Below are 18,345 nucleotides of genomic sequence, written 5' to 3'. Positions count from 1 at the left end.
AACTTATACCCCTACTGGAGACTATTCATGCCCGAGCTTTTCGTCGTCCGCCACGCGCAGGCCTCTTTCGGCGCCGCCAATTACGACGTTCTGAGCGAGCTTGGCCATGAGCAGTCTTTCGCCCTTGGCAAGGCTCTGGCCGCCCAAGGCGTGCGGCCCGATGCGTTTTTCATCGGCGCGCAGCGTCGCCACCGCGAGACCTATGAAGGCATCGCGCGCGGCATGGGATTGGAGGCGGCCCCCGCCACGATCCATGCGGGCCTGAACGAATTTGACTTCAAGGCGCTGCTGGATGCGCATTACCGCCACACGCCGCCGCCCGAACATATGCACACCGAACGCAAAAGCCATTTTCGCACCCTGCGCGATACGGTTCTGGCATGGCAGCGCGGCGATGTGATCGACCCGCCCGAAACATGGCAGGCCTTTACCGCCCGCGTCGAAGCCGCGCGCAAGACGCTGGTCGCGGCCCAAGGCCAGACGGTTCTGGCGGTCTCGTCGGGGGGCGCCATCGGGCAGATGCTGGCCGCCTGCGTCGAGGCCCCCTCGGCCCAGCAGATCAAATTCCAACTGCAAATGAAGAACTGCGCCGTGAACCGTTTTGTGTTCTCGGAGCGCAATTTCTACCTGCACGGCTATAACGAGACGCCCCATATCGATGCGTCCAACGCCGACACAATGCTCACCTATAGCTAAGAAAGAGGGCCGATCATGACGAAAAGCGACCCCACCAAACTCGACACGGACGCCGTGGCCAAATGGCTTTCGGCCAATATGGAGGGCTTTGAAGGCCCGATCGAGGCCGAGAAATTCGACGTCGGGCAATCCAACCCGACCTTCCGCCTCAAAACCCCCAAGGCCAATTATGTGCTGCGCCGCAAGCCGCCCGGTGTCTTGCTCAAATCCGCCCATGCGGTCGACCGCGAGTTTCGCGTGCAATCGGCGCTGCAAGGCTCGGATGTGCCGGTCGCCAAAATGCATGTCCTATGCGAGGATGATGATGTCATCGGCTCGATGTTCTACGTCATGGACGAGGTGAAGGGGCGCAATTTCAACCTGCCCACCATGCCCGAAATTCCCGCCAGCGAGCGCCGCCCGATCCTCGACGAGATGGGCCGCGTTCTGGCCGCGATCCACGATGTCGATCTGGAGGCGCGCGGGCTGTCCGATTACGGGCCGGACGGCAATTATTACCGCCGCCAGATCGACCGCTGGACCAAACAATACCGCGCCTCGGAAACCGACCACATCCCCGAGATGGAAGAGCTGATCACATGGCTGGACGGCAATATCCCCGAAGACGACGGCCAACGCACCTTGGTCCACGGCGATTACCGCATCGACAATATGCTGTTTGAACCCACGGGATCGAAATGCGCCGCCGTCTTGGATTGGGAATTGTCCACCACGGGGCACCCCTACGCCGATCTGGCCGCGGTGATCATGCAATGGGGCATGCCTCCGGGAACCGAAGGGCGCGGATTGGCGGGGATCGACCGCAAGGCCGAGGGCCTGATGATGGATGAGGAATTTATCGAAGCCTATTGCACGCGGCGCGGCATTGGCGGGATCGACAAGTTCGGCTTCTATCTGGCCTTCACGCTGTTCCGCATGGGCGGCATTATCCAAGGCGTCTACAAACGTGCGCTGGACGGCAATGCCTCCAATCCCGAACGGGCGATCAAACTGGGCGCGGCGGTGCCGCGATTTGCCGCGCACGGGCTTACGGCCGCCAAAACCGTCTGATCCAATAGAGCATGAGGGGCGCGGCATTGGCGGCGCCCTTTTTCATTGACCCCACCCCGAAAAGGACCCCCCGCATGACCCAAGAGCTTGACCCCGCATTGGTCGAAGAGGCCTACCCGCTGCAACAGCACCTCGGGTTCGAGATCAAGGCATGGTCGCCCGATTACGCGCGCTTTGAATTGCCGCTGGAGCCTTATTTGATGAACCGCTACGGCATCCCGCATGGCGGCGTGCATGCGGTGATGCTTGATACGGTGATGGGGTTTTGCGGCTGCTACACCGGCGATCGCGCCAATCCGCAACTGGCGATGACCCTCTCGCTCAACGTCAACTTCGTCGGACAGGCCAAGGGCAAACTCTTGATCGCCGAAGGGCGGCGCACCGGCGGCGGGCGCAAGACATTCTTCGCCGAAGCCACGGTGATGGACGAGCTGGGCACCAAAGTGGCCAGCGGCACGGGCGTGTTTCGATACCGCAGCCGCGGCTAGGCTGCGGCGCGCGTTTGTGACGCGACGAAAGCGCGGCGCGGGCCGCTTGCCCCTTGCCGATATTTTCTGGCCCTTCACAATGATCCTCGGATTCAGAGGAGGATCAACATGACCGAAATGATGCACCGCGTGGCCTTGGCCCGCCGCCCCGATGGCGACCCCGTTGCCGAGGATTTTTCCTACGAAGACCTGCCCATGCCCGAACCCAAAGAGGGTGAGGTTCTGGTGCGGGTGACGCATATGTCGCTCGACCCCTATATGCGCGGGCGGATGGATGACGCGAAATCCTACGCCAACCCCGTGCCGATCGGCGGGACGATGGAAGCGGGCACCGTGGGGGTCGTGCTCAAATCCAACCACGAGAAATTCAAAGAGGGCGATCACTGCTTTGGCATGTTCGGCTGGGCCACACATGGCTGTTTGCCCGGAAACCACCTGCGCAAGCTTGACCCGAGCGTCGCAGACCCGCGCACCGCGCTTGGGGTGCTCGGCATGCCCGGCTTCACCGCTTGGGCGGGCATGACGGCTTACGGCAAGATGAAGGCGGGCGAGACGCTCGTCGTGGGGGCCGCAACGGGGCCGGTCGGCTCGATGGTCGGCCAATTGGCCAAACAGGCCGGATTGCGCGTCATCGGCGTCGCGGGTGGCGCGCAGAAGTGCAAGATCGCGGTCGAGAAATTCGGCTTTGACGCCTGCATCGATCACCGCGAATTCCCCACAGCCAAGCAAATGCGCGGCGCCCTGCGCGAGCATTGCCCGAACGGCGTCGATATCTATTTCGAAAACGTCGGCGGGCCGACGCTGGGCGGCATCTTGCCCAACATCAACCTGCACGGGCGTATCATCGTCTGCGGTATGATCGCATGGTATAGCGGCGCCTCGGACGAAACCGGCGATATGCCCTTGCAAAAATTCTGGCGCATGGTGCTGGTCAACCGCATCACGGTGCAGGGCCTTTTGCAAACCGATCACGTCAGCCGCTTTGGCGAATTCATGAAAGAGGTCGGCCCGAAAGTCGGCTCGGGCGAGATCGCCCATATCGAGGACATTGCCGAGGGTCTGGAGAACGCCCCCGCCGCCTTTATGGGGCTGCTCAAGGGCAAGAACCTTGGCAAGCAGATCGTCAAGGTCGGCTAGATCCGCGCGCGCTGCGCGGACAGGAGCCTCCGGCGGGGATATTTACAGAACCTGCAAAGCCGGACGCTCGCGCCTTGCAGGTTCCAAAAATATCCTCGCCGAAGGCATAAAAGTAAAAAGGCGCCGCGATCAGCGGCGCCTTTTTCAATGCTCATCCGGTCAAGGATCAGGCGGCGATTTCTGCGGCCACGCGGGCGAGGTGGAAATCGGTGTCGCCCAATTGGTGGTCGAGCATGATCAGGCGCTTGGCGTAATGCGAGACGGGATATTCCCATGTCATCGCAATCCCGCCGTGCATCTGGATCGCCTCTTCGGCGTTCAGGCGCGCGGCGCGGCCGATCATGTTTTTCGCCATCGATGCATAGCGCGTCGCATCGGGACCGCCGAGTTCAGCGGCGGCTTTGATGACGATGGAACGGGCCTGTTCGATCTCGGTCAGCATATCCACAGCGCGGTGTTGCAGCACTTGGAATTTGCCGATGACAACGCCGAATTGCTTGCGCTGCTTGAGGTAATCCACCGTGTAGTCGTGGATCACATCCATCGCGCCAACGGCCTCGGCGCACAGCGCGACGATGCCTGCGTTGATCGCGTCTTGCAGCGCCGCGGCGCCGTCTTCGATCAGCAGTTTCGCCGGTGTGCCGTCGAGCATCAATTCGGCCGCGCCGCCGCCGTCCATCATCGCATAGCCGACGACCTGCGCATCCGAGGCTTGCACCTCGTAGACACCCAGCTTGTCGCCGTTTTTCGCCGCGACGAGGAAGACATCGGCCACCTGACCGCCATAGACGGCGGATTTGCGGCCCGAGAGCGTGACGCTATCGCCCGAGCCGGAGGCCGTGGTGGCGATATAATCAAGCTCGTAGGGCGCTTCGATCTCGCTGATCGCGACGGCGTATTTTGTCGCCCCTGCGAGCAGCGCTTCTTGGTCTGCGCCTGCCGCTGTCATCAGGCGCGAGGCCATCAGGGCGCCGAGCACCGGCTCGGAGGTGATGCCGCGGCCCAAGGCTTCGAACACGACCGAGATGTCGAAACCGGTGCCGCCAAAGCCGCCCGCCTCTTCGGGGGCCAGCGCAAACAGCGCGCCCAATTCGGCCAACTCGCCCCATTTCGCTTCGTCATGGCACGGCAGGTCATAGGCGACCTTGTTGCGGTGCTCGACGGGGTATTGCTCGGTCAGATAGCGCGTCAGGCTATCTTGCAGCATGCGGCGATCTTCAGTGAGAGAGAAATCCATAGGTCAAAGCTCCAGCATAGTCTTGGTCAGGATGTTGCGCTGGATCTCGTTGGATCCACCGAAAATCGAGGTCTTGCGGTTGTTGAAATAACGCGCGGCGTTATAGGCCGTGTCTTCGGGGCCGAACATGATGTTGCCATCGGTGATATGGCCGGGGAAGGGCGCGGCCACGGGGCCGAGCGCACGGCGCGCGAGGTCTTTGAGCTCTTGGTTGATCACCGTGCCCTTGATCTTGAGGATCGAGGTTTCGGGACCTGGTGCGCCTTGTTGTTGCGCTTTGAAGAGCATGCGCAGGTTGGTCAGCTTCATCGCCTCAAGGTCGATCTCGGCCTGCGCGATGCGCGCTGAAAACAGCGGGTCTTGTGCCAAAGGCTTGCCGTTGCGCATCATTTTGCGCGACAGGGCTTTGACCTCTTCGAGGGCCTGCATCGAGAAGCCGACACCGGCAATGCCTGTGCGCTCGTGCGTCAGCAGGTATTTCGCGATGGTCCAGCCTTTGTTCTCTTCGCCGACAAGGTTGGTGATGGGCACGCGCACATCGGTAAAGAAGACCTCGTTCACCTCATGGCCGCCTTCGATCAATTTGATCGGGCGCAGTTCCACACCAGGGGCATCCATATCGACGAGGATGAAGGAAATGCCTTCTTGCTGTTTTTTCGCATCCGGATCGGTGCGGCACAGGCAGAAGATTTTATCGGCGTGCTGGCCAAGGGTGGTCCATGTCTTTTGACCGTTGATCACCCATTCGTCGCCATCGCGCACCGCGCGGGTTTTGAGCGAGGCAAGGTCCGATCCGGCGCCCGGTTCGGAATAGCCCTGACACCACCAATCCGTCCCATCAAGGATGCGCGGCAAGATGGTTTTCTTTTGCTCGTCGTTGCCGAATTTGATCAGCACCGGCCCAAGCATCGACAGGCCGAAAGGCACGATGCGCGGCGCATAGGCTTTGCAGCATTCATCCTCGAAGATGTATTTTTCCACCGGCGTCCAACCGGGGCCGCCGTGTTCTACGGGCCAGATCGTCGCAAGCCAGCCCTTGCGGTTGAGGATAGCGTGCCATTCCTCGGTCATTTCCTTGGTCAGCTCGCCGCCCGAACGCACCGCGTCCGAGATATGCGCCGGCAGGTTCTCTGCCAGATAGCTGCGCACTTCCTCACGGAAATCGCGCTCCTCTTGGGTAAAATTCAGATCCATAGATCAGGCCTCCTTGTTCAGGTCTGCAAAACTGGTGCCATCCGCGGCCATCTTCCGCAATAGGTCCGGCACCTGCCAATAGTTCGGGTCTTCTTTCGCGTAGGCTTCGATGCGCGAGACAAGCTCGCTCGCACCGATCGTGTCGGCATAATGGAGCGGGCCGCCGCGGAACCGCGGGAAGCCGTAGCCGAAGAGAAACACCATATCGACATCGACAGGGCGTTTTGCGGTGCCGTCCTCCACCACGCGGGTGGCTTCGACGATCATCGCCGTCATGTAGCGATCAACGATATCCTCATTGGTAAAGGCTTTGGGCGTGATGCCTTTTTCGGCGCGCACGGCGTCGATGAATCCGGCAATCGCCTCGTTTGGCACGGGGGCACCGGCGTCATAAACGTAGTAGCCGCGCCCCGTTTTGCGGCCAAACCAGCCCTCTTCGCAAATCTTGTCGGCCACATCGCCGGCGTAGCGCTCATTCGGGTCGCGCGTATCGGCTTTGCGTTTGCGGGTCATCCAACCGATGTCGAGACCGGCCAGATCCCCGACCTTATGCGGGCCCATGGCGAAACCGAAGCCTTCAAGCGCGTTGTCGACGTCTTGCGGGCTGGCCCCGTCGAGCACCAGATAAGAGGCGGTTTTGGAGTAATGCGCCAAAATGCGGTTGCCGATAAAGCCGTCGCACACCTGCGCCAAGACGCCGACTTTCTTGAGCTTTTTGGCCAAGGCAAAGCCCGAGGCCAGAACATCCGCATCGGTTTTCGCGCCTTGGACGATCTCCAGCAAACGCATCACATGCGCGGGCGAGAAGAAGTGCAGCCCGATCACATCACCGGGGCGCGAGGTGCAATCGGCGATCTCGTTCACGTCCAGATAGGAGGTGTTCGACGCAAGGATCGCGCCTTTTTTGCAAATGGTGTCGAGCTTGCCGAAGATGTCTTTTTTGACTTCCATCTTCTCGAACACGGCCTCGATCACGAGGTCCACATCGGCCAACTCGTCCAGACCAAGCGAAGGCTGCAAACGCGCCAGAGCCGCATCGCGCGCCTCGGCCGACATCTTGCCGCGGCTGACCGCGCCTTCGAGGTTTTTGGTGATGGTCGCCATGCCGCGGTCCAGCCCGTCTTGCGCCACTTCGATGAGGCGCACGGCGTATCCTGCAATCAGGCAGGAGGTGGCGATGCCCGATCCCATGGTGCCGCCGCCGATGACGCCGATCTTGGCGATCTCGCGGGTGGGGCCTTTGGCTTCGGGGATGTTCGAAACGGCGCGTTCGCCAAAGAAGGCATGGATCAAACCGGCGCGCTGCGGGGTGTTGATACAGGCCATAAAGCTGTCGCGCTCGAATTTGAGACCCGCGTCGAGATCGCCGGTGGATTGTTCGACCGCGTCCACGATGAGGTGCGGCGAGACAAGGTGCGCTTGCTTTTTCTTGAGCATGGCGCGGGTGCCGTCGATGGCCGCTTGGTCCAGCTCGGCGTCCAGATCGCGAGTGCGGCGGGTCGGCAATGTGCCCGCAATCACCTCTTGCGCGGCGGCAAGGGCCACTTCGCGCGGATCGCCCGAAGCGATGCGATCAATGGCGCCTTTTTCCAGCGCCTCTTTCGCGCCGACCTGACGGCCCGACAGGGCGATATCGAGGGTAAAGGGCATGCCCGCCAGACGCGGCAAACGCTGCGTCCCGCCCGCGCCTGGCAAAAGGCCAAGCAGGACTTCGGGCAGACCGATGCGCGTGCCTTCAAGCGCGATGCGCGCATGGGCCGAAAGGGCCAATTCCAAACCGCCGCCCAAGGTCGTGCCATGCAGCACGCAGATCACGGGGATATCCGAGGCCTCGATCACATTGAGCGTATCGGGCAATGAGGGGCTGAGCGGCGGTTTGCCAAATTCGGTGATATCAGCACCCGCGACAAAGGTGCGGCCTGCGGCGTAAATGCCAATCGCCTTGGCGCTGCCTTCGCTGTTCAACTGCGCAATCGCATCGCACAGGCCTTGGCGCACGCCGATGCCGGTCGCGTTCACGGGCGGGAAATTGATGCACACGAGGGCAACATCGCCTTCGCGTTCGATCGAGATTTGGTCATTTACTTGGGTGATATCGGCCATCTGCCTGCGGTGTCCCATTGCTGAAGTCTGCGTGCATGGGAAAGCCCGCAGGCGCATGTGCGTCTGCCGGTCCTCCCCCCTTGTCGACGGGTAAGTTAGAGCGGCCAGAGCGAGGGGTCAATAAATGGAATTGAATTTTGCTGTGCAAAATTAGCGCATGACGGGGCGTTAGTTTGCGTCACCTTGGGGCATGGCCCCGCCCGCCCGACATCGGGCCATGGCACGGCCCAAAACACCACGAAGCGATTCCCCCGCCCCGCCGATCAATTGCGGATATCGATAAACTCGATCATCCCGCCCAGATCGCCTTGCCATTGCTTTGAGCGCACGATCTTTCCCGCCCCCGTGACCCAATAGAGGTTTTCAAAGCGGGTTTGCCCGCCCTCACAGGTCTCGCGCATTTTCACGGTCTGCGCCGACATGGCGGCATATTGCACCGCCTCGCGGCCCAGTGGTGCGATGGTGCAGGTCAGGCGGCGCAGATCGGTTTGGTTGTCGCCGGTCAGATAGCGGTGCACCCGCTGCGCGCTGCCGCTCTTGCGCGCCCGAACCAGCGCAAGGCTCGGGCCGACATCGGCCTGCATCAAATCGCCGCCCAGCCCGCGCGTGGCGACCAAAACGCCGCTGCGAAAATAGAACCCGCGTTGATCGGCAGAGGCCCAAAGCCGCACGCCTTGGTTTTCCTGCACCGGATAGACCACGGCGGCCACGTTGCGCACGGCGATGCGCACCATGCGCAGATCGCCGGATTTTTCGGCCATAGCACCGGCCACTTGCGCCGCCTCGCTGGGCGCAGGGGCGGGTTTGGCGCCAAGCCCCACCGATTGCAGCACGCCTTGAGCCAGCGCCTTATTCGCCTTGGCACGGTCCGGCGCGTTGCCGCAGCCCGCAAGGGCCATCATCGCGGCCAGCGCCGCACTCAAGATTGCCGGTTTGATCCCCGTCGCCATGCCCGTCGTCATACCCGTAACCATCGCCGTTGCGCGCCCCTGTCTCATCGCCAGAATTTCCCCCAGCTTTTCGCCATTTCAGGGCGATGCGCCCCGCGCACCTGTTCATAAAGCCGCCCTTGCACCCGCAGGCGCGCGCCGCCGTCGCGGGTCAAAGAGGCAACCGAGGCCGATGTTTTCGCCCGTGTCGAGGTGCCCAAAGCCCAAGCCAGCGGCATGGTAAAGCGGATGCCCTTGTCAAAGGAGCCTTCGCCGAATTGCGCCGCCGAGATATTGGTTTTGGTCGCATAGGCCCCGACCTTCCAGCCGTTGGCAAATTCGCGGTCGATGGCGATGGTCGCGCCCCAATCCCCCGCCAGATAACGGCCCGCGTCGACCTGCGCGTGATAGCCTTTGCCCAGATCGTAATAGACCGAACCATGGCCCGTGGCGACAGTATAGTCCTGCAAACCGAAGGCGTTGTCATAGGCGCGTTTGGCGACATAATTCACCTCTGCGCCCAGCGCGAGGCGGCTGTCCACCGGCTTCCACAAAACTTCACCAGAGACGCCCGCAAAGCCTTGCTCCAGATAGCCTGCGGTCACGCGGCTATAGAGGTTGTCGCCAAGGCGACCGTAATGGGTCAGCGTCAGGTTCGGCATCGCGATCTTTTGCCCGCGCGAATATTCGGCGAAATCGGAGCGCACCAAAGGCAGGCCGGTGCTTGTGCTTGGTTTGAGATCGTCGCGGTTGCCCGCCAGTTTGGCGGTGATCTCGCCCGAAGCGACCCAACCCGAGGCGATATGGTAATCGCCGCTCAGCTTGAGCCCCGCATCGGCGCGCACGGGGCTTTCGGGGTCGAACATCGACAGGCTGACATAGGGGGTGAGCGCCCATTCAAAACGCGGATAGGCATCAGGCATCGCCACGGTGCCCTCCAATGCATCCGCGCCGTCCGTCAGCACCATACGGTCATACATGACCTCGGCGGGGGCGTATTCGTATTTCTCCAGATCCGAACGCTGGAAGGTTGCGCTGCTCAGCGGGACGCCATGGCTGGTTTGGACCACGGTGATGGTCTCGACCGAGGCGGGCAAGGCGCGGGTTGCGCCGCGCGCCACGCGGCCCAAAAGCTGCGATCCGGCCTCGAAGCGCGGATTGCGCACCACAAGGCGCACCGAGGTGCCGGTCAGCTTGTAGGATTCGAGCCGCAGACCTTCGAATTCGATCAAGGTCTTGAGGTTGGCAACGGTCTGGCTTGGCGCGGCGGGATCGGCGGTCCATCCCAGATCACGGGCGCTTTTACCGCGCGGCAGAACCGCCAAAGGCGCAACGTCCGAGCTTCCCGGAACGGGGGCGAGTTTGGGGTTGGTGGCAAAAGAGACCATCGCCGCAACCTCGCCGCCATGCATCGCATAGACGCCCAATTGCGCGCCTTGGGCAAAGGCATATTCCGCGCCGAAATTGATCGCGCTGTCGCGGGTCAAAAGCCCGTCACCGGCCTCTTGGGCATAGGCGTCGGAGGAGTATTCGAGCTTGAAGCGCAACTTGTCACTATGTTGGTACGTCACACCGCCAAAGGCCGCCACATCGCCGCGGAAAAACTTGTTCAGGCTGGGCAAGCCGCCGCGGCCCAAAAATCCGGTCGGGCGGGTGCCGGTGCTGGCAAAGCTTCCGGCGCTGCCCAAACGGCCCCAACCAAGGCCGCCGGTCACGCGCCATTTGTCGCCAAGGCTTTTGGTCGCCACAAGATATTCAGAGCCGTAAAGCCCCGTGCCAATGAAATCGCGCAGGCCCACGGCCATGGCGGGGCGATAGGTGCCTTCATCGAGGAATTGATAGCGCAAATCGAAGCTGCGGTCATAGTAAGTCGGCAGCGTATAGCCCGGAATATTGAGGCCATTCACCGCGCTATAGCGAAAACTGCCGCTCAGGCGCGGCGCGATTTGAAAGCTCAGCGTGACGCGGGTGGTGTCGGCGAAATATCCGATGGTCGAGGTGAATTGCGCATCGGGCGCCATCTCTGCCGTCGGCATGTCGATCAAGCCGCCCGGCCCGCCATACATGTTGAACGAGCTGGTGGTCAGCGTCTCGGCCTGCGGGCTTGCCGCAGCCATAAGCACCACCGAACAGGTGCCGCAAAGCAATTTGGACAGTCGGGACAACGGCTTCTCCACCTCGGATGTCTACAGGACGGTTATGGCCCGCCTTTTGCGCAGAGTAACGCTCAATCGGCGCTGTGAACAGGGTGCGTCGGCCCGCCGCCACGGCAATTTGCCCATGTGTCGCAAATATGCGCCGCCATAAGATCAGAAAATCGCGCCCAAAACGCCGCTCGCCGATAGGGCCGCGACGGCCGCAGCACCGATCACCGCGCCGCCCGCGCCCCACGCCAGCGGGCGCAAAGCCGATGGCGCGGGTGCAGGGCGCGGCGGTTCGGCTTGGCGGATCAGGGCGGCTTCGACCAAGGCCGGAAGGCGCGGGCCAAAGCGCGCCAATACCTGCGCGGTTTTTTTGAGATCACGGGCCAAGGCGCGCGGGCCGAGGCTTTGTTTGATGTAATCCTCGACCACGGGTTTGGCGACTTCCCAGATGTTCATTTGCGGATCAAGGCTGCGCGCGACGCCTTCGACCACCACCATGGTGCGTTGCAGCAAAATCAGCTCGGTGCGCGTTTCCATGCCGAAACGTTCGGTCACCTCGAAGAGGTAGCTGAGCAGTTTGCCCATGGAAATGCGGGTCGCATCCATGCCGAAAATCGGCTCGCCCACGGCGCGCAGGGCGCGGGCAAATTCATCGACATCGCGGTCGGCGGGGACATAGCCCGCCTCGAAATGCACCTGCGCGACGCGCATGTAGTCGCGTTTGATAAAGCCGTAGAGGATTTCGGCATAAACGCGGCGGGTGTATTCGTCGATATGGCCCATGATGCCGAAATCATAGGCGATGATATTGCCCGAGGGCGCGACCTTGAGGTTGCCTTGGTGCATGTCCGCATGGAAAAACCCGTCGCGCAGCGCATGGCTGAGGAAGAGTTGCAGCACGCGTTTTGACAGGGCCGCGCGGTCGTGGCCCGCCCCATCCAGCGCCGCATTATCGCCCAGCGCCGTGCCTTCGGCCCATGTCATCACCATGACCGACCGGCCCGACAGGTTCCAATTGACGCGGGGCAATTCAAAGCCTTCGTCATGTTCCGTATTGGCGGCAAATTCGGAGGCCGATGCCGCCTCGAGCCGCAAGTCCAGCTCGCCGGCCACGACCCCCGCGAAATGGTCGATGACCTCGGTCGGGCGTAAACGGCGCGAGGCGGGCGAAAGAAATTCGATGGTATTGGCCGCAAGGTAGAAGGCATCGATATCGCGCCGGAAGGCGCGGGCGATATCGGGGCGCAGGACCTTGATCGCCACGTCCTCGCCGGTGTCCTTCAAAGTGCCGCGATGCACCTGCGCGATCGAGGCCGCCGCGACCGGATCGCTGAAATCATCAAAGACCTCTTCAAGCGGGCGGCCGGTTTCGGCCTCGACCGCCGCGCGGGCGCGGGCCATGTCAAAGGGCGGCAAACGGTCTTGCAACACGCGCAGCTCTGCCGCCAGATTATCCCCCACCAGATCGGGGCGGGTCGAGATGATCTGCCCGAATTTGATATAGGCGGGGCCGAGGGCCTGCAGCGCGCGCGGGATCGGCGGGAAGGCCGCATCGCCCTTATCGCCAAGCCATTGGAACGGCCATGCCAGACCGCGCAGCGCCATGCGCACCAAAGCGGGGGCCTCATAGGCATCGAGAAGCTGCTTCATCGCGCCGGTGCGCTCCAGCGTCGCGCCGGTGCGGATCAGCCGCCAGATATTATGCGGACCGCGCATTTAAATCTTCCACCCCGAATGCAGCGCGGCAATGCCGAGCGACAGGTTGCGGTAAGAGGCGTTTTCGAAGCCCGCCTCTTTCACCATCTGCAAGAAGGTCTCTTGATCGGGGAAATTGCGGATCGATTCCACGAGGTATTGATAGCTGTCGGCGTCATTGGCGATCAATTTTCCCATGCGCGGGATGACGTTAAAGGAGTAGGCGTCATAGGCCTTTTGCATCGCCGCATTGGGCAACTGGCTGAACTCCAGAACCATCAACCGCCCGCCAGGTTTGAGCACGCGAAACGCCTCGTTCAGCGCCTCTTGCGGGCGGGTCACGTTGCGGATGCCGAAGCTGATTGTATAGACGTCAAATGTGTTGTCCTCGAAGGGCAAAGCCATGGCATCACCGACGACCCAATCGAGGCTGGAGGCCATTTTTTCGGCCTCGGCGCGTTTGCGCCCCTCGATGAGCATCGGTTCGGTGAGGTCGAGAACCGTGCTATGCGCCTCGCCCGCGCGGGCCAGAAACCGGAAGGAGATATCGCCCGTGCCGCCCGCCACATCGAGCAATCGTTGCCCCTTGCGCGGGGCGAGCCAATCCATCATCGCGTCTTTCCAGATGCGGTGGATGCCCATCGACATGACATCATTCATCACATCGTATTTCGACGCGACCGATCCAAAGACCCCCTGCACACGCCCCGCCTTTTCAGCCTCGGGCACGGTCTCAAATCCGAAATGTGTGGTCTTGTCGTCCATGTTTTCCGCCTTCGCGGCCCGCTTGGGCCTTGCACTTCGCTTCTGTCGTGTTTCCTTATAGGGCGCTTGCCGCCCGCTGCAATGCGCCCCTTTGACCACAATGCCGCGCCAATGTGCGCCGCCGGAGAGACAGATGCCCGAATTGCCCGAGGTCGAAACCGTCCGCAGCGGCCTTATCCCCGCGATGGAGGGCGTGGTGATCACCCGCACGGATGTGAACCGCGCGGGGCTGCGGTGGCCCTTTCCCGACCGGATGGCAGAGCGGTTGACGGGAGTGCGTGTCACCACCCTGCGGCGACGGTCGAAATACATATTGGCGGATCTGGACAGCGGCGAGACCTTGCTCGTCCATCTGGGCATGTCGGGGCGGATGACCGTATCGGGCGATCCTTTGGGCGTTTTTGCCCATACGCATCCGATGCCTGAAAAACACGACCATGTGGTGTTTCACATGGAGAACGGCGCGCGGGTGACCTTCAATGATCCGCGCCGTTTCGGCGCGATGGACCTGTTGCCCACCGCCGAGGCCGAGGCGCATAAACTGCTCGCTTCGATCGGGCCGGAGCCTTTGGGCAACAGCTTTCACGAGGCCTATCTGGTGGCCGCCCTCAAGGGGCGCGCCATGCCGATCAAATCGGCGCTTCTGGACCAAAAGATCGTCGCCGGATTGGGCAATATCTATGTCTGCGAGGCGCTGTTTCGCGCGGGCATCAACCCCACCCGTAAGGCCGCAAGCCTGTCCAAGCGCCGAATCGAATCCCTCGTGCCGATCATCCGCGAGGTTTTGGGCGATGCGATTGCCGCAGGCGGCTCCAGCCTCAAGGATTTTCGCCAAGCCTCCGGCGAATTGGGCTACTTCCAGCACAGTTTCGACGTCTATGGCCGCGAGGGCGAGCCCTGCCGCAGCGAGGGATGCGGTAAATTGGTGCGCCGGATTGTCCAATCTGGCCGCTCTTCGTTCTATTGTCCCGCCTGTCAGCGGTAGCGCGCAAGAAAACCTTGAACCAAGCCGCCGAATGGGTCAGGAGTCATCTCTACCTGAAACAACATCGAGCATCCTCATGGCTTATGAAACCATCATCGTCGACGTCGCGGATCACATTGCGCTTGTGAAACTGAACCGGCCGGATGCGATGAATGCCCTGAACGCTCAATTGATGAGCGAATTGGCCACGGCGCTGACCGAGGCGCAGGCCAATGACAAAGTGCGCTGCATCGTGATCACCGGATCGGAGAAAGCCTTTGCCGCGGGCGCCGACATCAAGATGATGAGCGAGCAGAGCTTTGTCGACGTTTTTGCCGGTGATCTCTTTACCCCCGAAACCGACCAGATCATGCGCGTGCGCAAGCCGATCATCGCTGCTGTGTCGGGCTATGCGCTTGGCGGCGGGTGCGAATTGGCGATGATGTGCGATTTCATCATCTGTTCGGACACCGCGAAATTCGGCCAGCCGGAAATCAACCTCGGCGTGGTTGCGGGCATCGGCGGCACGCAGCGCCTCACGCGCCTTGTCGGCAAATCCAAAGCCATGGATATGAACCTCACGGGCCGCTTTATGGACGCCGAAGAGGCCGAACGCTCCGGCCTCGTCAGCCGCGTTGTGCCGTGCAAGAAACTGATGGAAGAGGCCATGGGCGCGGCGGCGAAAATCGCCGAGAAATCCATGATTTCGGTGATGGTGGTCAAAGAGGCGGTGAACCGCGCCTATGAGACCACATTGCGCGAAGGGCTGTTGTTCGAACGCCGCGTGTTCCATTCGCTGTTTGCGACCGAGGACCAAAAGGAAGGCATGAGCGCCTTTATGGAAAAGCGCGCCGCGCAGTTCCGCGACAAATAGCGCCCCATCGGGTCGCGGCATAGGACCCGAACAAGATTGATTTGGTCCGGCAAGCGTGTAAACCTGCCGGACCATTCTTTTTTGAAGTGAGCCTAATGAATTTCATCCGCCGGACCGCCGCCGCCCTTTGCCTTATCGCCGCCCCTGCCCTTGCCGTTGCCGAGCCTGACAAAGATTATAAATACAACGCCGATGGGCTGACCTTGAACAAGATGATCGGGCGCACCACGGTGGGCATCACGCGCGACAGCTCGAAAACTTGGAGCCTTTATCTGGGCCGTGACAAGAGCGTGTTTTTCACCTTTTCTTCGGGCAAAACCGCCAGCGCGACATGGGAAAAAATCTCGCGCCGGATCATTTGTTTCAAGGGTCTGAACAAGGACCGGCCCAACGACAAAGTGTGCAAACGCGCCGCATCCCTCGGTCGCGGCACCGATTGGATGACCGTCAACCTCAAGACCAAAGACGGCAAAACCGTCTATGAAAAGGCCACCAAGGGCGAGCGGGTCGGCTCGTCGCAGATGGTTTATTCCCACGCGGGACGCAAAAGCGTGGATCAAGCCAGCTTTGTCGCCGATCTGGCCAAATGGCCCGGATATGTGGTCGTGGGTCGCTCGCTCAGGGATGGCGCGGCGTGGAGCGTTTATTTCGATCCGGACGGCACGATGCTTTTCACCTTGGGCACGGGAAAACAGGCAAGCGGGAGTTATCGGATCAAGTCAGGCGAGGTTTGCATGACCTTTCCCAAATCTGAAGGCGGGGTGACCAATCTCAACGGCTGCTACGCCCCCAAAGTGCAGGACGGCAAAATCCGCTGGCACCGCCCCGCCAAGGGCAGCGCAACCTCCGAATTGGTCTATATGGTCAAAGCAGACCTGCCGCCGCCCGGACCGCGCCAGTTGGAGCGGCTGTCGCGCGATCCCTACCATATGGTTCTGGTGGACCCGCAGGGCCGCACCGCCGCCGCCGTCAACCGCAGCAAGCAAGGCAGCATCGAAATCTATGACGTCGCCGCGCGCAGCAAGATCGACACCTATCCGGCCTTTGCGCGCGACATGGCGTTTTCCGCCGATGGCAAGGCTCTGGCAGGCACCTATAAGGGCGATGTCTGGGTCTTGGATGTCGAGACCGGCCTTGAAAGATGGACGCATGCGCGCGCGGGCGACACGCCGTTTAGCGAATTGGCCTTTGGCCCTGATGGCAGGCTCTACGTCGCCGATAACGAGGGTGTCGTAACGGTGTTTGACGGCGCGACCGGCGCGCAATTGCACAGCGCACAGGCCGCCCCCTCACGCATTGCCGATATCGCCGTCTCGCGCGCGGGGCATGTGTTGATCGGCACCGATAAGGGCCTTTTGGCCATGGGCCGCACCGATGCCTTGGACCAAATGACCCCCGTCAAAGACGCCCCCGCCGCCGCCGAGGACAATGGCGTTTACAACCTGCGCTTCGAGGATGACGGCAGCCGCTTCTATGCGCTTTATAAGGATGGGACCATCGCCACCGGAACCAGCGGCGAGAGCGCCGATAGCGCGCAGATCGACAAGAGCCTCAAATCCGGCACCGGCACCACCTATGTGATGGCGATGCATCCCAGCCGTCCGGAACTCTACCTGTCAGGCAAGGACCGGCAGGTGTTTCTCAAACGGCCAAGCCTTGAGGTGAGCGAAACCTACCCCACGGTCAAAGGCGGCTGGCGGATCAGCACCGAATACCTTGGCGATGGGGGCGCGATGATCAGCCATGTCGAAGAGAAGGGCGGGCTGGAGACTTGGGCGCGCAGCTATGAGAGCTACAAGCGGCTCAAGGACGTGCCCTATAGTGCCAAAACCGCCGCCAACCAACGCGTCGCGGCCATCGCTGCGGCGAAAAAGGATGTGGCCGACAAATACCGCGCGCTGCGGCGCGAGGTCGGGGCGCTTTACGCTGATGGCAGCTGCGACGCCTATGAGGCGCGGGTGGGTGAATTGCGCGCGCCCGACCGCAAAACCGATTGCGCCGAGGCAAAGTCCAAACGCGAGACCGCCGCGCGCTATGAGGCGGCTTTGGAGGCGCTGCAATGCGACGAGGCCGCCGCGATCCGCGCCAGTGAGGGCCATGGATCGGCGTTCAAGGAAACCAAATGCCGCGAGCGTGTCGAACGGGCGGCCGCGCAGGCCCGTTTCCTCGCCGCCGTCGAAACCAAGGATTGCGCCGTGGTGCGCGAGCTTGCGCCGCGCTTTGGCACAAAGGACACCGGCGCCGATTGCGACATGGCCGTCGCGATGGAAACCGACAGCCCCCGCAAGCTCTATTTCGCGGCGGTCAAGTTCGATTCGGCCAAGGACCGCCCCCGCGCCAAGAGGCTCTATACCGAAGTGATGAACCGCTTCCCCGAGGATGATCTGGCGATTGATGCGGCCAATCGTTTGACCGCGCTGAACGATATGGAAGTGATGGAGCAAAAACAGGCCGAAAGCGAAGCCGCCCTTGCCGCCGCGCAGGCCGCGATTGCCAAGGCCAACGCCGAGAAGGCCGAGGCAGAGCGCCGCGCTGCCGAGCAAGCGAGCAAAGCCCGCGCCGCCGCTCAACGCGAGGCCAAAGCCGCCCGTGAGGCCGCAGATGCCCGTGCCCGCGCCGCCGAAGCGCGCGCGAGAGAGGCCGAGGCGCGTGCGCGCGCGCAGGCCCAAGCCCGCAGCCAGCCGCGCCGCAACACCGCCTGTGATCACGTCGCGCCTGGCAAACGGTTCACGGTGAAGGGCGGCGGGTTTTTCGGGATCGGCGATGCGACCTATACGGTGATCGGAATCAGCCGTCAGGGCGGCTTTGTCACGGCCCGTATGCTTGGCACGGATATCCAGAAGGATTTCAGCTGCAACCGCGTCAATTGATCACCTGCGCTGCGCCCCATGAGGGGGCGCAGCGCAGCAAAGCGTTTTTGGCTTTGCATCGGCCGCCAAAGCCGCTATATGCCGCCTCCATACATGCGCGTGGAGCCCGCTTAGGCTAGAATCAGTCCGACGGGAGAGATCCGGTCGCGAAGGGTGCTCTGCGTTACACATTCGCCTCGCAAGAGACACCGAACCAAAA

The 18,345-nt window shown here is 61.9% G+C and carries 14 protein-coding genes; 7 read left to right on the top strand and 7 right to left on the bottom strand.

Going from position 1 to position 18,345, the window contains the following annotated elements:
- Window positions 1-27 precede the first annotated feature (27 nt).
- The 4 genes from ABWV64_RS13535 to ABWV64_RS13520 all read left to right on the top strand — a co-directional run bounded on the left by ABWV64_RS13535 (window position 28) and on the right by ABWV64_RS13520 (window position 3,371).
- On the top strand, window positions 28-696 hold the full coding sequence (locus tag ABWV64_RS13535; protein WP_353346153.1) for a histidine phosphatase family protein: 669 nt from the start codon (window positions 28-30) through the stop codon (window positions 694-696).
- A gap of 15 nt (window positions 697-711) precedes the next feature.
- Entirely contained in the window at window positions 712-1,746 is a 1,035-nt protein-coding gene (locus ABWV64_RS13530; protein WP_353346151.1) for a phosphotransferase family protein, read from the top strand.
- Between the two features lie 74 nt (window positions 1,747-1,820).
- A complete protein-coding gene (locus ABWV64_RS13525; RefSeq protein ID WP_353346149.1) occupies window positions 1,821-2,234 on the top strand; it encodes a PaaI family thioesterase in 414 nt (137 codons plus the stop codon).
- Window positions 2,235-2,342: 108 nt separating this feature from the next.
- Window positions 2,343-3,371: an NADP-dependent oxidoreductase gene (locus ABWV64_RS13520; RefSeq protein WP_353346147.1), complete on the top strand. Its 1,029-nt coding sequence runs from the start codon at window positions 2,343-2,345 to the stop codon at window positions 3,369-3,371.
- A gap of 166 nt (window positions 3,372-3,537) precedes the next feature.
- Here ABWV64_RS13520 and ABWV64_RS13515 read toward each other — a convergent pair whose 3' ends face one another.
- The 7 genes from ABWV64_RS13515 to ubiE all read right to left on the bottom strand — a co-directional run bounded on the left by ABWV64_RS13515 (window position 3,538) and on the right by ubiE (window position 13,438).
- Window positions 3,538-4,608 carry an acyl-CoA dehydrogenase family protein gene (locus ABWV64_RS13515; RefSeq protein WP_353346145.1) on the bottom strand — a complete coding sequence of 357 codons (1,071 nt, stop codon included), beginning with the start codon at window positions 4,606-4,608 and terminating at the stop codon, window positions 3,538-3,540.
- Window positions 4,609-4,611: 3 nt separating this feature from the next.
- Window positions 4,612-5,802, bottom strand: a complete 1,191-nt coding sequence (locus ABWV64_RS13510; RefSeq protein ID WP_353346143.1) for an acyl-CoA dehydrogenase family protein — start codon at window positions 5,800-5,802, stop codon at window positions 4,612-4,614.
- Between the two features lie 3 nt (window positions 5,803-5,805).
- A complete protein-coding gene (locus tag ABWV64_RS13505; protein WP_353346141.1) occupies window positions 5,806-7,905 on the bottom strand; it encodes a 3-hydroxyacyl-CoA dehydrogenase NAD-binding domain-containing protein in 2,100 nt (699 codons plus the stop codon).
- A 263-nt stretch (window positions 7,906-8,168) separates the two neighbouring features.
- Complete coding sequence (locus ABWV64_RS13500) at window positions 8,169-8,867, bottom strand: YjbF family lipoprotein (protein WP_353346139.1); 699 nt, start codon at window positions 8,865-8,867, stop codon at window positions 8,169-8,171.
- 32 nt (window positions 8,868-8,899) lie between these two features.
- Window positions 8,900-10,999: a YjbH domain-containing protein gene (locus ABWV64_RS13495; protein ID WP_353346137.1), complete on the bottom strand. Its 2,100-nt coding sequence runs from the start codon at window positions 10,997-10,999 to the stop codon at window positions 8,900-8,902.
- Between the two features lie 144 nt (window positions 11,000-11,143).
- Window positions 11,144-12,694, bottom strand: coding sequence for a 2-polyprenylphenol 6-hydroxylase (gene ubiB / locus ABWV64_RS13490; protein ID WP_353346135.1), 1,551 nt, complete (start codon window positions 12,692-12,694; stop codon window positions 11,144-11,146).
- Window positions 12,695-13,438, bottom strand: coding sequence for a bifunctional demethylmenaquinone methyltransferase/2-methoxy-6-polyprenyl-1,4-benzoquinol methylase UbiE (gene ubiE / locus ABWV64_RS13485; protein WP_353346133.1), 744 nt, complete (start codon window positions 13,436-13,438; stop codon window positions 12,695-12,697).
- A 133-nt stretch (window positions 13,439-13,571) separates the two neighbouring features.
- Here ubiE and mutM point away from each other — a divergent pair, with 133 nt between their 5' ends.
- The 3 genes from mutM (at window position 13,572) to ABWV64_RS13470 (ending at window position 18,146) form a co-directional block, all read left to right on the top strand.
- Window positions 13,572-14,423 (top strand): bifunctional DNA-formamidopyrimidine glycosylase/DNA-(apurinic or apyrimidinic site) lyase, encoded by an 852-nt coding sequence (gene mutM, locus ABWV64_RS13480; RefSeq protein WP_353346131.1) that lies wholly within the window; start codon window positions 13,572-13,574, stop codon window positions 14,421-14,423.
- A 76-nt stretch (window positions 14,424-14,499) separates the two neighbouring features.
- On the top strand, window positions 14,500-15,276 hold the full coding sequence (locus tag ABWV64_RS13475; protein ID WP_353346129.1) for an enoyl-CoA hydratase: 777 nt from the start codon (window positions 14,500-14,502) through the stop codon (window positions 15,274-15,276).
- A gap of 95 nt (window positions 15,277-15,371) precedes the next feature.
- On the top strand, window positions 15,372-18,146 hold the full coding sequence (locus tag ABWV64_RS13470) for an outer membrane protein assembly factor BamB family protein (protein ID WP_353346127.1): 2,775 nt from the start codon (window positions 15,372-15,374) through the stop codon (window positions 18,144-18,146).
- Window positions 18,147-18,345 lie beyond the last annotated feature (199 nt).

Origin of the sequence: Litorivita sp. NS0012-18, assembly GCF_040371945.1 — a bacterium.
Taxonomy (GTDB): domain Bacteria; phylum Pseudomonadota; class Alphaproteobacteria; order Rhodobacterales; family Rhodobacteraceae; genus Litorivita.
The sequence above is the reverse complement of the archived record's forward strand: the minus strand, read 5'-3'. Positions and strand labels throughout refer to the sequence as shown.

Bases quoted from the DNA above. Each gene is read 5' to 3' on its own strand.
- ABWV64_RS13535 (WP_353346153.1), top strand. From the start codon at position 28: ATGCCCGAGCTTTTCGTCGTCCGCCACGCGCAGGCCTCTTTCGGCGCC.
- ABWV64_RS13530 (WP_353346151.1), top strand. From the start codon at position 712: ATGACGAAAAGCGACCCCACCAAACTCGACACGGACGCCGTGGCCAAA.
- ABWV64_RS13525 (WP_353346149.1), top strand. From the start codon at position 1,821: ATGACCCAAGAGCTTGACCCCGCATTGGTCGAAGAGGCCTACCCGCTG.
- ABWV64_RS13520 (WP_353346147.1), top strand. From the start codon at position 2,343: ATGACCGAAATGATGCACCGCGTGGCCTTGGCCCGCCGCCCCGATGGC.
- ABWV64_RS13515 (WP_353346145.1), bottom strand. From the start codon at position 4,608: ATGGATTTCTCTCTCACTGAAGATCGCCGCATGCTGCAAGATAGCCTG.
- ABWV64_RS13510 (WP_353346143.1), bottom strand. From the start codon at position 5,802: ATGGATCTGAATTTTACCCAAGAGGAGCGCGATTTCCGTGAGGAAGTG.
- ABWV64_RS13505 (WP_353346141.1), bottom strand. From the start codon at position 7,905: ATGGCCGATATCACCCAAGTAAATGACCAAATCTCGATCGAACGCGAA.
- ABWV64_RS13500 (WP_353346139.1), bottom strand. From the start codon at position 8,867: ATGACGACGGGCATGGCGACGGGGATCAAACCGGCAATCTTGAGTGCG.
- ubiB (WP_353346135.1), bottom strand. From the start codon at position 12,694: ATGCGCGGTCCGCATAATATCTGGCGGCTGATCCGCACCGGCGCGACG.
- ubiE (WP_353346133.1), bottom strand. From the start codon at position 13,438: ATGGACGACAAGACCACACATTTCGGATTTGAGACCGTGCCCGAGGCT.
- mutM (WP_353346131.1), top strand. From the start codon at position 13,572: ATGCCCGAATTGCCCGAGGTCGAAACCGTCCGCAGCGGCCTTATCCCC.
- ABWV64_RS13475 (WP_353346129.1), top strand. From the start codon at position 14,500: ATGGCTTATGAAACCATCATCGTCGACGTCGCGGATCACATTGCGCTT.
- ABWV64_RS13470 (WP_353346127.1), top strand. From the start codon at position 15,372: ATGAATTTCATCCGCCGGACCGCCGCCGCCCTTTGCCTTATCGCCGCC.